Here is a 14,281-nt window from a genome sequence, read left to right as displayed (position 1 = left end):
CGACAAACGATTGAGTGTGAAGAACATGGCTTGGGCCAGGACTAATATTTTCTTTGTCGTTTGTTATTCAAAAATGGCCTTCTGCCAATGTTCCTCGCTAACAATCGCGATCCCGCCCCCAGCCTCTCTTATCCACAGCCTTCTTGATCTTCGTACCGTAACTACTGTGCAGCCATTGCTCGTTCCCGACACTCCCCACCACCAGGAAGTGCACCTTTTTGCTCACCGATCCGCCGATCAAGGCTCCGCGTTCTAGCATGAGGGCCTCACACTCTTTACGTGGCCCATAGGCCATGGCGCCAGTAAAAAGGTAGACCCTATCTGACCAGTCGAGGGCAGGTGCTGGATCATTGAGGGGGAGTGTGGTGGGCGCAGTAAAAGGGCGAGGACTATTACTGGGGGCGCCAGTAAATTGCTGAAGTATCTCCAACAACTCCGCCGATTCGTCGGCATCCAGAATTCCATCGCTGAGCATATTGGCCAGGCGCCGGTAGAGCAGGTTGATCACTGGATCATCCAGATGTGCCAGATGATGCTCGATCCAGTTTTTTAGGAACTCAGCCTCTCGCTGGTTGATGGTGTTATCTGCCGTGAGCCCAGCGGCAATGCCGAGCAAGGCGTCCGCCGAGCGTCGGTCGATACGGGCCTGGTGGTAGAAACGACTGTGTTCGAATTCCTGATGCAAGTCGACCATGATGCAAGCTTCCTTACTCTTCGCTTTCAACCTGTGAATTGAAGTATTTGCTTTGCTCGGACGTGAACGTCACGACCATCTCTGTGCGGCTGCAAATAATCGTCAGTTCTGTTGTGGTATCGATATGCAGGTCGTCACCACGTAAACCTTGCCATTGAGCCAGATACTTGAGCGAGCCGAACTTTTCGAGCTTCTTCAAGGCGCGTTCGACACCACCTTTCCAGCCCAGCACGGGGAGCTCACCGGCGATGCAGCGCTGGGCAATGTCAGGATGTTTGAAGGCTCGTTCACGACCAGCCTCCCAGCAGCGGATCAGACCTTGATCAGGGCCCTGCCAGGTATCGGACCAGCTGAGGTTGGAGCGTAGAGCTGCGAGGATGGGTCGATGGACAATCGTGTTCATTCAGCCTCCCTGGCTGGTGATAGTCGTATTGAGTTACGCGGACCTGTTCATTGGATGCTACTAAGTGGCCAGTATTGGTGTCCAGCCCGGAGAGTCGGGGCTTGATGGTCTTTGGAGGCTGGACGCAAAACTTGTGTGGGGCTGGCCTTGCCAGCGATGGGCCGCACCTGCGGCCCCAAAACCAGGCGCTTGCATCGCCCTTTATTGTTACCTGGCTGCCTTGCGCTCCAAGGCTTGTGCCTCGATCCCATCAAGCAAGGCATCCACCAGTCCCTTGGCCATTTCGACCGAGTGCAGTGTCGCCCAAATCATTCCACGGGCGTCGGCATCAACCTTGTCGCATGTCTGCATGCCCGTGTCATGGGCGCAACGCAAATACATCGACGCGTGCACCAGCGCGTCATGTGCCTCAATTCCGGGGCGTACAGAAAACAACGGAGGATGACCTGCAGCACAGGCGCCGAAAGGCGTGGCGGCAGTGTGGGGAAGGGCGCCGGCCGGCGGTGGATCAGGAACGATCTTGATCATGCTGCATCTCCTATATCAGCCAGGAAACTGCCAGCATCCGCTTGCACACGAATGGGTGGCAGCTGTGCGCAGGTGTGCAAGACCGAGGATATAGAACCCGGCAGACCCGAAGGTCTCCCACGCACAGCCACCATAAAACAATTCCACGGCCAAAAAGGCACGCCGGGAAAGTCTCAAGGTACTGATTGCTCCACATCGTTCGGGCTTGCACACCCGGTCGCTGAATTGGCAGCGACTGCGTGAGGGTAGCGGGGTTGAGTTGGGTATTCAAGCGCAGGCATGTATCAAGAAGCGGCGCGGCGATGTAGAACCAGTGGGAGCTGGCTTGCCAGCGATGCGGCCGTTTCAGTCAACACATCAATTATTGCCCGACTTGCGACCGCTACGCGTTCGATCGCTGGCAAGGCCAGCGCCCACAAGGTTTACGCTGCTCTGCGGATCAAGCGCCCTGACGGCGCATGGTCAGAATCGCCGCGCCAAAGCAGATAAACGTCGAACCCACCACCCGGCTGACCCAGCGTGAGAACGCCGGCCGGGTCAGGACGCCCTTGGCCCGCGAGGCGAGGGCGGCGTACAGGCTTAGCGAGGTCAGCGACAAGGCCATGAAGATCGCCGTAAGGATCAGGAACTGCGGCAGCAGCGCGGCGCTCTGGTCGATGAACTGCGGGAACAGCGCGGTGAAGAACATCGTTGCCTTGGGGTTGGTGGCAGCGGTGAGGAACGCCGATTTGTACAGCTTCAAGCGCGATGGCTTGACCTGTTCCTGGCCTGCGGCAACGTCGCTCGCCAGCATCGGGCTCTTTTTCATCAGCTGTTTGGCACCGAGGTAGAACAGGTAGCCGGCGCCGAGGATCTTCACCGCGTTGAACAGCCATTCGGAGCTGGCCAGCAGGGCACCGAGGCCGAGCATGGCCGCCGCTGACAGGCAGAACAGCCCGCTGGCATTGCCCAGTGAAGACCACACCGCGAAACGCGGCCCATAGGCCAGGCTGTTGTTGATCGCCATCAGCGTGGCGGGGCCAGGGCTGGCGATGGCAATCGCGGCAACCAGGGTGAAGGCAAGCAGTGCGTGAAGATCCATTTTCAGGCTCTAGAAGGTGGAGTAGGCACAGAATGTAACAGGATCAGCCACCGCTCTGCTCGGCAAACCACTGCATCACCAGCGCACACGCCGGATGCCCGGCCCCTGCCGCCTGCAGGCACAACGAATAGACCCCGCCGGTTTTCAGCGGCTGGCCGAACGGCACGACCAGCACGCCACGATCGATCGACTCCTGCGCCAGGGTCAGGTCGGTCATCGCCACCCCCAGGCCACGCGCTGCCGCATCCAGGGCCAGTTCGTCGAGGTTGAAGGGCAGGTGCCGGTAATCCGCCAGCGCCTTGTTACCCCGCGCCGCCAGCCATTGGCTCCAGGTCTGCTGGTCGGTGGAGCCATGGAGCAAGGCGAAGCGCTTCAGGCCGGCCTCTGAGCCCAGCCCCAGGCCGGGTTTGCACACCGGCACCAGGGTTTCCTCGAACAGCGTCGAGCAGGCCGGATCGCTGGACGGCGCCGGCAGGTAAACGATGTAGGCATCGCTGTCACTGCCCGGCTCGACAAGCTCTGTGGCCACGGTCTCGATCGACAGCGAGATGTCCGGGTGCAGGCGGTAGAACTCGTTGAGCCGCGGGAGCAACCAGCGCACCGCCAGCGACACATGCATGCGGATGCGGAACGGGCGCTGTTGCGGCGACAGGCGTTGTTCAAGGCTTTGCAGTTGCTCAAGAATGCTCCGCGCGCTGGCCAGTACCTGCTCGCCCTCGGCGGTCAGCTGCAGGCTGCGGCTGCTGCGCACGAACATGGCCACGCCAAAGTGGCTCTCCAGCAACTGGATCTTGCGGCTCACCGCGCTCTGGGTCAGGCACAGGCGGTGCGCGGCCTGGGTGAAGCTGCCGGCGTCGGCGACTTCGACCAGCGCCTGCAGGGCTTGCAGTGAAGGCAGGTGGCGAACTTTATCCATGCGCTTTTCGAATGCCCCGATGAATTTATAACGTTGGTTGAATCGGCAAAGACCTTTTAGATTCTGGCCATGGCAACCGCCACCAGCATAAAACGTCCATGCGCTGTGTGCATACAGGTCGAGAGGTGATGCATGAAAAACCAATGTGGCTGGATTGCCCTGGCGGGCAGTTCACCGGCACGCGCTCGCCTGAGCGGCGCGCAAAAAGCCGACTGGCTGGTGATCGGCGCCGGCATCACCGGGCTCAGCGCCGCCCATGCCCTGGCCGAGATGCACCCGCAGGCGCGGATTGTCGTGGTCGATCGCCAGAGCGCTGCGCAAGGCGCGTCGGCGCGCAATTCCGGTTTTGTCGTCGCCCATGAGCACCCGGCAGACAGCGAGCTGCTGGGGCGCCCGGGCTTTGCCGACTACGAAATCGACACCACGATCGGCCAGGCCGCCAGCAACGAAGTGCGCCAGCGCATTGCGCGCCACAACATCGACTGCGAGTTTCGTGACGACGGCTACTTTTTTGCGGTCAACGACCCGGACAAACTCAGCCAGGTCGAAGCCAAGCTGGCAACCCTGCGTGCCGTGGGTGCCGAGGCGCAGTTCCTGCAAGGCGCGGCGCTCAAGCACAGGCTTGGCAGCAGTCATTACCAGGCGGCGATCTGGTGTGGCAACGGCAATGCCTTGCTGCAACCGGCCAAATACGTGAAAGGTTTGCTCGATGCGTTGCCAGCCAGCGTCACGCTGTACGAAGACACCGATATCAGCGGCCTTGAGCGCCTCGGCCAGGGCCGGATTCGCGCCAATACCGTCGATGGCAGTATCGAAGCCAGGCAGGTGCTGGTGTGCCTGAACGCTTTTATCCCGCGTGCCGGCATCGACCACAGCGCCACCTTTGCCATGGAGCTCAGCGCCAGCCTCACCCGGCCGATGACCGACGCCGAGTTCCGCGCCATCGGCAACGTCGAGCCCTGGGGCGTGCTCTCGACCCGGCCGCTGGGCGCCACAGTACGCCTGACTCCGGACCGCCGGGTGATGATCCGCAACACTGCCGAATACCGTGCCCGCGACCTCAACCCGAGTGAACTGGCCCAGCGTCAGCGGCACCACCTGCGCGGCCTGCAGCGGCGCTTTCCGTGGTTTGGCGCCGAAGACATCCAGTTCACCTGGAGCGGCCACCTCAGCGCCTCGCGCTCCGGCCAGCCGTATTTCGCCCGGGTCGAGGAGGGCGTGTTTGCCGTGGCCGGCTGCAATGGTTCGGGTGTCGCCCGCGGCACCCTGTGGGGGCGCTTGCTGGCAGAGCTTGCCAGCGGCCAAAGCTCACCGCTGCTGACCTCGGTCATGGCCCGCGCACAACCCGGCTGGCTGCCGCCCAAGCCGCTGCTCGACATCGGTGCCATGCTGCGTATGCGCGTGGAAGCGCTGCGAGCCAGGACCGAAATCTGACCCACCTAGCCCAACAAAAACAAAGCTCGCCAAAAGGTGATTGATCATGCCATTCAAAGCCCTGCCCCTGGTTGCCTTGCTCGCCACCTGTGCCACTGCCGCCCAGGCGGTAGAAGAAGTGAACATCTCCAACTGGAACGGCTACATCGCCGACGACACCTTGCCCAGCTTCACCAAGGCGACCGGTATCAAGGCCACCTACGACATCCACGACAGCAACGAGGTGCTCGAATCCAAGCTGATGACCGGCAACACCGGCTATGACGTGGTCAGCCCCTCCAACCACTTCATGTCGCGGCTGATTAAGGCCGGGGCGATCCAGCCCCTGGACCGCAGCCAGTTGCCCAACTGGAAGAACCTCGACCCGCTGCTGATGAAAAAGCTCGAGGTCAACGACCCGGGCAACCAGTACGGTTTTCCCTACATGTGGGGCACCGCCGGTATCGGCTACAACGTCGAGAAGATCAAGGCGATCTTCGGCAGCACCGACGTCACCCGCTCGTGGAAGCTGTTGTTTGACGTTGAGAACATTAAGAAGCTCAGCCAGTGCGGCGTGGCGATCATCGACAACCCGACGCAGATCCTGCCGATCACCCTCAACTACCTGGGCCTGCCACACCACAGCCACACGCCTGCGCACTACAAACAGGCCGAACAGGCGCTGCTGAAGATCCGCCCTTATGTGCAGTACTTTCATGCCTCCAAGTACATCAGTGACCTGGCCAACGGCAATATCTGCGCGGTGATCGGCTTTAACGGTGACGTAGTCCAGGCCGCCGCCAGCGCCAGGGAAGCCAACAACGGCATCGAGATCGCCTATTCGATCCCGGAGGAGGGCTCGACCCTGTGGATGGACATGCTGGTCATCCCCAAGAGCGCGCCCCATGAGAAAAACGCCTACGCCTACCTCAACTACCTGCTCGACCCGCAGGTGATCGCCAACGTCAGCAACAGCATCCACTACGCCAACCCCAACAGCGCGGCGGACGCGTTCCTGGCGCCGGCGGTAAAGAACGATGCGGCGATCTACCCACCCAAGCGCGTGATGGAAAAACTCTTCACCGTCGAAGACCTGCCGCCGGCCATCGCCCGTCTGAGCACGCGGCTGTGGACCAGGCTCAAGTCCAACACCTGAGTCCTCAAGGCGCCATCAAACCTTGGCAGGCGCCTGCAGCGAGGCCATGTCGATGACAAAGCGGTAGCGCACATCGGAGCGCTCCATGCGCTCGAAGGCCTCGTTGATCTGTTCCATGCGGATCATTTCGCAGTCGGGCAGGATGTTCTTCTTGGCGCAGAAGTCGAGCATCTCCTGGGTCTGGGCAATCCCGCCAATCGGCGAGCCGGCCAGGCGCCGGCGGCCGAGGATCAAGGGTACGGTCTGTTGCTCATCGATCGGCCCGACCTGGCCGACGATCACCAGGGTGGCGTCGATGTCGAGCAAGGCCATGTAGGGCGACACATCGTGGCGCACCGGGATGGTGTCGATGATCAGGTCGAAGCTTGAACGGGCGCTGGCCATGGCCTTGGCGTCGGAGGACACCAGCAGCTGGTCGGCACCCAGGGCCAGGGCGTCAGCGAGCTTGTCGGCGCTGCGGCTGACCACGGTGACATCGGCGCCCAAGCCAGCAGCCAGTTTCACCGCCATATGGCCCAGGCCGCCCAGGCCCAGCACCGCCACCCGGCTGCCGGGGCCGACATTCCAGGTGCGCAGCGGCGAGTAGGTGGTGATCCCGGCGCACAGCAGCGGCGCCGCCTTGGCCAGGTCCAGGCCTTCGGGCACGCGCAGGACGAATTCCTCGCGCACCACAAGGTGCTTGGAGTAACCGCCGTAGGTCGGCGCCCTGGTGATGCGGTCCAGGCCATTGTAGGTCTGGGTGTTGGTCTCGCGGCACAGTTGTTCTTCGCCCTTGCGGCACTGGTCGCACTGCTGGCAGGAGTCGACCATGCACCCCACCGCCACGGCGTCGCCGACCTTGTAGCGTTTCACCTCGCTGCCGATTGCCGTGACCCGGCCGACGATCTCGTGCCCGGGCACGATCGGGTAGCGGCTGATGCCCCAGTCGTCGCGGGCCTGGTGCAGGTCGGAGTGGCACACCCCGCAGTAGAGGATCTCCATGGCCACGTCGTTGGCGCGCAGCTCGCGGCGTTCGAACGGGAAGGGGGCGAGGGGCGCGTCGGGCCGTTGCGCTGCATATCCGATGGTGTACATAGGCACCTCTGAAGGTTGCGGACGGAGGGCAAGCTCAGCGCTTCAATATAGCTACCCGGGCGACTTTTGCCGGCCGTAGCCTCAGGCGACCAATGGTGGCGTTATGTCAGTTAAGCGGTTTGACAGGGTATTCACCGTGGCTATGATCCAGAAACAGCCCATGAGCAGGGAGCACAGGGCATGAGCACCGTTTCAGTTGTGCCGATCATCGATATATCGGAAAGCATGAGCCAATATGGGCACGTCGAGCAGGCGCTGATCGACACCCAGGCGTTCCTGCGCTTGCACAAGGCCGGCGACAAGCTCGCGGTGGTCGCCTGTGACCACAAGGCGCGCACAGTGTTCACCGGCAACGGCGGCCTGGCCACGGTCGACCCGCTGCTCAACATCACCGCCAGCGCCGCCACTGCGGTCGCCGGGCTGGCCTTTGACGGGCTGTCCAGCGCCATCGGCCTGGGCTTGCAGCACAGTCGCAGTTTTCTCGACGCCTCGCGGCTGTCCCGCGCCTGCGTGCTGCTCAGCGACGGCCAGCACAACGACGGGCCGTCACCGCTGGAGGTGCTGCCGATCTATCCGGTGATGGCCTGCGCCCTCGGCCCGCAGGCAGACCAGCACCTGTTGCAGCAGATTGCTCAGCGCACCGGTGGTCGCTACTTCTATGCGCCGCGGGCGGTGGACTTGATGAAGGTCTACAACCAGATCCGCGCCTCCAGTGCCAGGGCGGCGTTGCTGAACAACCAGTTGTGCGATATCGCCCAGCATGGCTACCAGTTGATTCCGGTGGTGATCGGCCAGCGCCCGGGTGCTGCGCAGTTGTCGCTGGTGTGGTCGCGCCGCGAAGTCAGCTACACCAGCGCCAGCCCGCGCGGCAATCAGCTCTCAGTAAGCCTGGTCGACCCCAGCGGCGCCGTCAGCCTGCGGGCGCCGAGCATCATCGGTGCCGGTTTTGTCATCTTCAATATTCCCCAGCCGGCACCGGGGCAATGGTACCTGCAGGTCGAGTTCGCCGGCAGCGGGCAATCGATCAGTTGCACCGCCGGGGCGTTGCAGCACGGGGCAACGGTGCGCAGCGGCCTGGCCGACATCCGTCTGAGCGTGGAGATGGCCGCGCGGCACACGGCCGGCCAGCCGCTGCCGCTGACGGTGCACCTGGAGGCCGGTGGCGAAGTGCTCAGCAATGTCCGCGCCCATGCCATCGTGCAGGGGCCGACCATCAGCCTGGCCGACGCCCTGGTCAAATACGACGACCAGCTCTACACCGTGCAGGCGCTGCCGTTCGACCGCGCCCAGGGCATCGCCGAACCCCTGGCGCGCCTGGCGGCGCTGCGTCATACCTTGCTGCCGGAACTGGACATCCTCGCCCATCAGGAGCGGGTGGTGCATCTGGGCAGCGGCGCCGGTCAACTCGGTACCTGGCTCGACACCCCGGTGCCAGGCTCCTACAGCGTGCAGGTAGTGGTCAGCGGTGAAAGCCAGGCTTCAGGACCGTTCCAGCGTTGTGAGCTGGTCAGTGTGCTGGTGACTTAAGTAGCGATCACTGAGCGCCGTTGCAGGCCCACCAGTAGAAGGCGGCCATCTCTACGTCAGCAGGCGTCCATTGCTGATAGTGCCCGCTAGCGGCGCACTGGAAGTAATGGCCGGTGGCGTTCATGGCAGCGGCAATACCGTCGAGCAGCGGAAGATAAGCGTCGATGTAGTGGTTCAGATTGTGGTTGAGGTCTGGCGCGTTGAATGTTTCCAGGCGGGAACGATCATGATTTGCGGTGCTCCATCTGCGTAGAAATTCGGTTTGCACACCTGGGGGGGACAAGGAGTTGGTGAAGTAGGAGGCATGGCGGTCGACAGCGGCACCTTTCACTGGCTGGCAGAACCGGTAGATTTTCGACGCAATCACCAGGCTTACTCCCGGCAGTTGGCAAAGCGCGTGCAAGCCAGCGGTTAGAGAGTTTGGTGACGAGCAAAGCTGCAAGGCATTTTGCATCAGCAGTCGCTCATGAGCTGTAGCTTGAGCGATCAACTGGTGAATGTTGGCCTGGTTCCCTGCCCAGGCCGAGACATTCAGGACAATCAAATATGCTGTTGTTGGGGTAAGCGGATTTAGCCAAGCGGCGACCTGGGACTCCAGGTTGATGATGCGTTGCTGGCTGCAGGCATTACTGTCGTGTAGCGGCCAGGCGTAGCCGTGGCGTGCTGTAAGCAGCAGGTCTACCAACACCGGACTGGGTGACCAAATACCTGCGTTGTGCGTAACAAAACTGCCTGCAGGCAAACTTGGTGCCGAGAGTGGAGGGGGCATTGAAACTCCGCAGTTGAGGCGTGTAGCTACAGATGGATTGATTCGGGGCGGGCTTCGACTGCTCCCGGGCGCTCCCAGGATAGCGCTGGCTGGGTGCGTACCAGATCGAGTCGGGTCCCGCTGAGACGATAGCTGTTCAGATGTTTGAACCAGCGGTCGCCGCCGTCCTTCTCGAAGGTAACGATGAACACCAACAGTGATTCGTCGGCCTTTTGCCATTCGCTCTGAGCCTTTTCGAGCACAGATTCAAGCGCCGCAGCATTGCAATAGGAGATAAAGGTCGAAAACAGCGGCTGGTCTTTTCGAGCATGCAGTTTGCGGATTTCGTTGACGGTATCCTTCTGCGCTTCGATCCATTCCCATTCAATGTTCGAGACGACCTGACCATTGGGATAGGACATTACTGCATCGAGGCGACCGTTTTTTTCGTACAACGTGCGCGCTCCCAGCAGACTGCCACATTCGCGCACCACGAAGCCCACATGGGCTGTCCAGTTTGCCGGGTTGGTGTACTGGCCTGTGACGACGGGGAAGTCCTTGTACCAGTGGCAATTGAACAGAGTCATGAAGTCTTGTTCGATCTGTTGCATGCAACCCGCTCCATGGGGGATGAAAGGCATAAATGCTACTAAAAGGCCATCATCTCATCCAGAGATGTTTACTCCACTTAATTTATTGCACCTGTCGTTCGTTCTCTTGAAAGCCACCGTACGCCATTGGCGTGACGGGCCCAATCAATCGAGGAGACAGGCAATGACATCGGTATTCGACCGCGAAGACATCGTGTTCCAGGTGGTGGTCAACCACGAAGAGCAGTATTCGATCTGGCCCGACTACAAGGCGATCCCGGCGGGCTGGCGGACCGTGGGCAAAAGCGGCCTGAAAAAAGAATGCCTGGCCTACATCGACGAAGTCTGGACCGATATGCGCCCTTTGAGCCTGCGCCAGAAGATGGCCGAAACCGCTGCGGCGCAGTAAGGGGCGGCCGTGTCTGCATTGACCCTGCTGTGCCTGCCGTATTCCGGCGCCAGTGCCATGGTCTACAGCCGCTGGCGGCGCAAGCTGCCGGCCTGGTTGCAGGTGCGACCGGTGGAACTGCCCGGGCGCGGCGCGCGCCTGGGCGAGCCGCTGTTGACCGACATGCAGGTGCTGGCCCGCCAGTTGGCCAGCGAGCAACGGCTGGCGGCCAGCCAGCCGTATGCCTTGCTCGGCCACAGCCTGGGCGCCTTGCTGGCCTTCGAGCTGGCCCACGAGCTGCAGGCGCTGGGCTGTCCGCCGCCGGTGGCGCTGTTCGCCTGCGGCACGGCTGCGCCCACCCGGCGTGAAGACTACGACGGCGGCAAGTGGCGCGAGCCCAAGAGCGATGAAGTATTGATCGACGAGTTGCGCACCTTGCAAGGCACGCCGGAAGAGGTGCTGGCCAATCAGGAGCTGATGAGCCTGACCCTGCCGGTGCTGCGCGCCGATTTCCTCTTGTGCGGGCGCTACGTATATCGCCAGCGCCCGCCGCTGCGTTGCCCCGTGCATGTGCTCGGCGGGGAAGACGACAAGGCCAGCGAAGAGCAACTGCTGGCCTGGCGCCAGGAGAGTGTCGGCGACTTCTCGCTGGAGATCTTCCCCGGTGGCCACTTCTTCATTCACGAGCATGAAGCGCGCGTGCTCGGCGTGCTCAGCGCTGCCCTGGAGCCCCATCTGCTGTCGGCTTGAGCATTGACGCAGCGCGGTCTGATGGGCGAGCCTTGGGCTTTACCCGCAACCCAGGGGCAGAGGATGTTGATCAAGCCGAACCAGGCCAGCTTGCTGGTCATCGATGCTCAGGAAAAACTCATTGGCGCGGTCAGCGACCCGTCCGGCACCCTCGCACGCACCCGCTGGCTGTTGGCGGCGACCGCTACCCTGTGCCTGCCGACGGTGTTTTCCGAACAGTATCCCAAGGGCCTGGGGCCGACCGTGGCGCAGCTCAAGGAGGCTTCGCCCGGCGCTGCGGTGGTCGAGAAACTGCACTTTTCCTGCGTGGCTGCCGAGTGCCTGCCGGCAGCGCTGCTGGCCCGCGAGCAGGTGATCGTCTGCGGCATGGAAACCCATATCTGCGTCTTGCAAAGCGTGCTCGGCCTGCTTGAGCTGGGTAAGCAGGTGTTCGTGGTCGAGGATGCCTGCGACTGTCGCGGCGCCCACAACCGTGACGCCGGCATTGCCCGCATGCGCGCCGCCGGGGCGCAGATCGTCACCCGCGAGATGGTGGTGTTCGAATTGATGGGCAGTTCGGCCCATGAACAGTTTCGCCACATCAGCAAGACCTACATGGTGGGCGAACAGCCGTGAGCGCTACACCTTCGATGCTGTATGTGGTGATGCTCGGCGGCAAGCACCCGCGGGCCAGGATCGAGGTGCACGATGTGGCCTTTGTCGTCGGGCCGTCGCTGGCGGCCTGTTACCCGCAGTTGCGCGAGCAGTGGTTCGGCAGCGCCAAGGGCCTGCATATCGACTCCTGGCTTGAGGTCGACGGGGTAGAGGGCTTCAAGCTGGGCTGGTCGGACCTGCAACCGGCGCCGGGCGAGCCGCGCCTGTACTTCATCAACCTTGGCGGTTACGAGCCGGGCTGCTTTGGCGAGGCGCATCACTACCTGCTGGTGGTCGCCAGCAACAAAGAGCAAGCCAAGGCCAAGGGCAAGCAGCAGATGGCCCGGCACTGGAGCAAACCGCACACCGACGCGCTGCTGGATGTCGACGACTGCGTGGCGGTCGACCAGGTCGGCGGGCGCTATGTGACGCTCCAGCCGGGGCCGCACGCAGCCTTGGCCCAGTACAGCGACTACATCATCCTGTCCTGAGCCGCAGGTGGTGGTGTTGCGCGCTGCTGTGCATTACAGTGCGCGCCACTTCATTACTTACAGGATGTTCAGATGAAACCGCGTGCATTGCTGACTATAGGTTCGACCCTGGCCCTGGCCTGCCTGCCGTTGTTTGCCCAGGCCCAGGCCAGCGTTGCCCAGGTCTTCAATGGTGAAATGCTCGGCACCAACCTCAAGTACTTCGAGTCGGTCGCAGGCATTGCCCGCACCAGCTTCGGTGACAAGCACACCTATAAGGTACAGGGCTGCGAAATTACTGCCGACGCCGCCGGCGGCAGCATCAACGACCTGCGCCTGGAGCTGTCGCCGACCTGCAAGGCCGACCTCAGCTCGTTCATCGGCACCTTCGCGCCAGCGGCCAACCAGCCGCTGACCATCGCCGCCCTGCATGAATCCACCGGTGGCCCGCTGGAGTTCTACGCCGACTGCCTGGAGATGTGTGGCAACGCCGCCGACCCGTCGGTGTATGCCTTGTGGGAAGGGCCGCATGCGGTGGGCTTCACCCAGGTCCTGGCCGAGGTCATGCTCACCGACGACGCAGCCATCGCCGCCTCGAGCAAATGGGCAGACGAGATGAAGAAGCACAAGGGCGAAGACTTCGTCATGGAAAACCAATACAACTGCGAGCGCAGCTTCGATCCGGCTGCCCTGCAGAGCTTCAAGCCGGTGGCGATCACGGCGGTGACCATCGGCACGCAACTGAGCAAACCAGGCTGCTGATTGCAGTCGTGTCCGCGCGCCGCTACTGTGCAGCTATTGCCCGATGCGGCGGGAGGGCTTATGCAGGTAACCGGTTGGCTGGTTGTGATCAGCGCGCTGCTGGCGCTTCAGGGTTGCGTCACCCAGGGTGAAGCCCCTGAGCAGGACCCGGCCAAGGTGCGCGCGCAGATCGTGCGCCTGCTGCCGGCCAGCGCCAACGACCGTGAAGGTTGGGCGCGGGATATCCAGGGCGCCTTCGCCGCGCAGCAGCTCAGCGCCAGCAAGAGCAACCTGTGCGCGGTACTGGCGGTCACCGAGCAGGAATCAACCTTCCAGGCCGACCCGAAAGTACCGGGCCTGGGTCGCATCGCCCGGCAAGAGATCGACCGCCGCGCCGCCAGCCTGCACATTCCCAAACTGCTGATCGACGCCACCCTGCAGACCCGCTCGGCAAGTGGCAAAACCTACGGCCAGCGCCTTGATGCAGTGCGCAGCGAAAAACAGCTCAGTGACCTGTTTGACGAACTGATCGGCGCCTTGCCCATGGGCAAGACCCTGCTCGGTGGTTTGAACCCGGTGCGTACCGGCGGGCCGATGCAGGTCAGCATCGACTTTGCCGAGCAGCATGCCAAGGGTTATCCCTACACCTATGCCGGCAGCATTCGCCAGGAGGTCTTCAGCCGCCGTGGCGGCATGTATTTCGGCATCGCCCACCTGCTCGGTTACCCCACCCACTATGACCGTCAGCTGTACCGCTTCGGCGACTTCAATGCCGGTTGGTACGCCAGCCGCAATGCGGCGTTCCAGAGCGCCCTGAGCCGCGCTACCGGGGTGAAGCTGGCGCTCGACGGCGACCTGATCGCGCCGGGGGCAATCATGCCCGGCAGCACCGAGCAGGCGGCCAGGCGCCTGGGGCAGAAGCTGGACTTGCGCAATGTCAGCATCCGCAACCAGCTGGAGAAGGGCGATAGCCTGGAATTCGAAGACACCCGCCTGTACAAGGGCGTGTATGCCCTGGCCGACGGTGCGGCGGGCAAGGCGGTGGCGCGGGCGCAGCTACCGGGGATCGAACTGAAAAGCCCGAAGATCACCCGCAAACTGACCACGGCGTGGTTTGCCAAGCGCGTTGATGAGCGTTATCAGCGCTGTATGAAACGTTGAGCATCGCG

The 14,281-nt window shown here is 62.5% G+C and carries 16 protein-coding genes and 1 pseudogene; 9 read left to right on the top strand and 8 right to left on the bottom strand.

From position 1 onward, the window contains the following. Nucleotides 1–63: 63 nt before the first annotated feature. The 5 genes and pseudogenes from ACIOVF_RS03265 to ACIOVF_RS03245 form a co-directional block, all read right to left on the bottom strand. Nucleotides 64–694 (bottom strand): annotated as a pseudogene (locus ACIOVF_RS03265) (BRCT domain-containing protein). A 13-nt stretch (nt 695–707) separates the two neighbouring features. After that, entirely contained in the window at nt 708–1,097 is a 390-nt protein-coding gene (locus ACIOVF_RS03260; RefSeq protein ID WP_195884622.1) for a hypothetical protein, read from the bottom strand. A gap of 207 nt (nt 1,098–1,304) precedes the next feature. After that, nucleotides 1,305–1,625, bottom strand: a complete 321-nt coding sequence (locus ACIOVF_RS03255) for a DUF6124 family protein (protein ID WP_195884621.1) — start codon at nt 1,623–1,625, stop codon at nt 1,305–1,307. Between the two features lie 439 nt (nt 1,626–2,064). Then, complete coding sequence (locus ACIOVF_RS03250) at nt 2,065–2,706, bottom strand: LysE family translocator (RefSeq protein ID WP_045194649.1); 642 nt, start codon at nt 2,704–2,706, stop codon at nt 2,065–2,067. Nucleotides 2,707–2,749: 43 nt separating this feature from the next. Further along, nucleotides 2,750–3,622: a LysR substrate-binding domain-containing protein gene (locus tag ACIOVF_RS03245; RefSeq protein ID WP_401287468.1), complete on the bottom strand. Its 873-nt coding sequence runs from the start codon at nt 3,620–3,622 to the stop codon at nt 2,750–2,752. A gap of 132 nt (nt 3,623–3,754) precedes the next feature. Between ACIOVF_RS03245 and ACIOVF_RS03240 the strand changes: the two genes are divergently transcribed. Continuing rightward, a complete protein-coding gene (locus tag ACIOVF_RS03240) occupies nt 3,755–5,056 on the top strand; it encodes an NAD(P)/FAD-dependent oxidoreductase (RefSeq protein ID WP_401287465.1) in 1,302 nt (433 codons plus the stop codon). 46 nt (nt 5,057–5,102) lie between these two features. Continuing rightward, nucleotides 5,103–6,191 carry a polyamine ABC transporter substrate-binding protein gene (locus ACIOVF_RS03235; RefSeq protein ID WP_401287462.1) on the top strand — a complete coding sequence of 363 codons (1,089 nt, stop codon included), beginning with the start codon at nt 5,103–5,105 and terminating at the stop codon, nt 6,189–6,191. A gap of 15 nt (nt 6,192–6,206) precedes the next feature. On the opposite strand, the gene ACIOVF_RS03230 is transcribed toward ACIOVF_RS03235, so the two are convergent. Continuing rightward, nucleotides 6,207–7,265 carry an NAD(P)-dependent alcohol dehydrogenase gene (locus tag ACIOVF_RS03230; protein WP_401287459.1) on the bottom strand — a complete coding sequence of 353 codons (1,059 nt, stop codon included), beginning with the start codon at nt 7,263–7,265 and terminating at the stop codon, nt 6,207–6,209. 180 nt (nt 7,266–7,445) lie between these two features. Between ACIOVF_RS03230 and ACIOVF_RS03225 the strand changes: the two genes are divergently transcribed. Then, nucleotides 7,446–8,792, top strand: coding sequence for a VWA domain-containing protein (locus ACIOVF_RS03225; RefSeq protein ID WP_401287456.1), 1,347 nt, complete (start codon nt 7,446–7,448; stop codon nt 8,790–8,792). Between the two features lie 7 nt (nt 8,793–8,799). Here the strand turns inward: ACIOVF_RS03225 and ACIOVF_RS03220 are convergent, their stop codons facing one another. Together ACIOVF_RS03220 and ACIOVF_RS03215 are read right to left on the bottom strand one after the other, a co-directional pair. Next, nucleotides 8,800–9,561 (bottom strand): hypothetical protein, encoded by a 762-nt coding sequence (locus ACIOVF_RS03220; protein ID WP_401287453.1) that lies wholly within the window; start codon nt 9,559–9,561, stop codon nt 8,800–8,802. A gap of 26 nt (nt 9,562–9,587) precedes the next feature. Then, nucleotides 9,588–10,151 carry a hypothetical protein gene (locus ACIOVF_RS03215; RefSeq protein WP_401287450.1) on the bottom strand — a complete coding sequence of 188 codons (564 nt, stop codon included), beginning with the start codon at nt 10,149–10,151 and terminating at the stop codon, nt 9,588–9,590. A gap of 163 nt (nt 10,152–10,314) precedes the next feature. On the opposite strand from ACIOVF_RS03215, the gene ACIOVF_RS03210 reads away from it, so the two are divergent. The 6 genes from ACIOVF_RS03210 (at nt 10,315) to ACIOVF_RS03185 (ending at nt 14,273) form a co-directional block, all read left to right on the top strand. Continuing rightward, the gene (locus ACIOVF_RS03210) at nt 10,315–10,539 is read left to right on the top strand and encodes an MbtH family protein (RefSeq protein ID WP_038994517.1); all 225 of its coding nucleotides are present in this window, start codon (nt 10,315–10,317) and stop codon (nt 10,537–10,539) included. Nucleotides 10,540–10,548: 9 nt separating this feature from the next. Continuing rightward, nucleotides 10,549–11,268 carry a thioesterase II family protein gene (locus tag ACIOVF_RS03205; RefSeq protein WP_401287446.1) on the top strand — a complete coding sequence of 240 codons (720 nt, stop codon included), beginning with the start codon at nt 10,549–10,551 and terminating at the stop codon, nt 11,266–11,268. Nucleotides 11,269–11,331: 63 nt separating this feature from the next. Next, nucleotides 11,332–11,883 carry a hydrolase gene (locus ACIOVF_RS03200; protein ID WP_401287443.1) on the top strand — a complete coding sequence of 184 codons (552 nt, stop codon included), beginning with the start codon at nt 11,332–11,334 and terminating at the stop codon, nt 11,881–11,883. A 14-nt stretch (nt 11,884–11,897) separates the two neighbouring features. Next, on the top strand, nt 11,898–12,392 hold the full coding sequence (locus ACIOVF_RS03195) for a DUF1543 domain-containing protein (RefSeq protein WP_045194631.1): 495 nt from the start codon (nt 11,898–11,900) through the stop codon (nt 12,390–12,392). 72 nt (nt 12,393–12,464) lie between these two features. After that, a complete protein-coding gene (locus ACIOVF_RS03190; protein ID WP_401287440.1) occupies nt 12,465–13,133 on the top strand; it encodes a hypothetical protein in 669 nt (222 codons plus the stop codon). Nucleotides 13,134–13,193: 60 nt separating this feature from the next. Then, complete coding sequence (locus ACIOVF_RS03185; RefSeq protein ID WP_401287437.1) at nt 13,194–14,273, top strand: DUF1615 domain-containing protein; 1,080 nt, start codon at nt 13,194–13,196, stop codon at nt 14,271–14,273. Nucleotides 14,274–14,281 lie beyond the last annotated feature (8 nt).

The sequence above is a fragment of the Pseudomonas sp. NPDC087612 genome, from assembly GCF_044743505.1.
Taxonomy (GTDB): Bacteria; Pseudomonadota; Gammaproteobacteria; order Pseudomonadales; family Pseudomonadaceae; genus Aquipseudomonas.
This window is presented reverse-complemented; position numbering and strand designations above follow the sequence as displayed.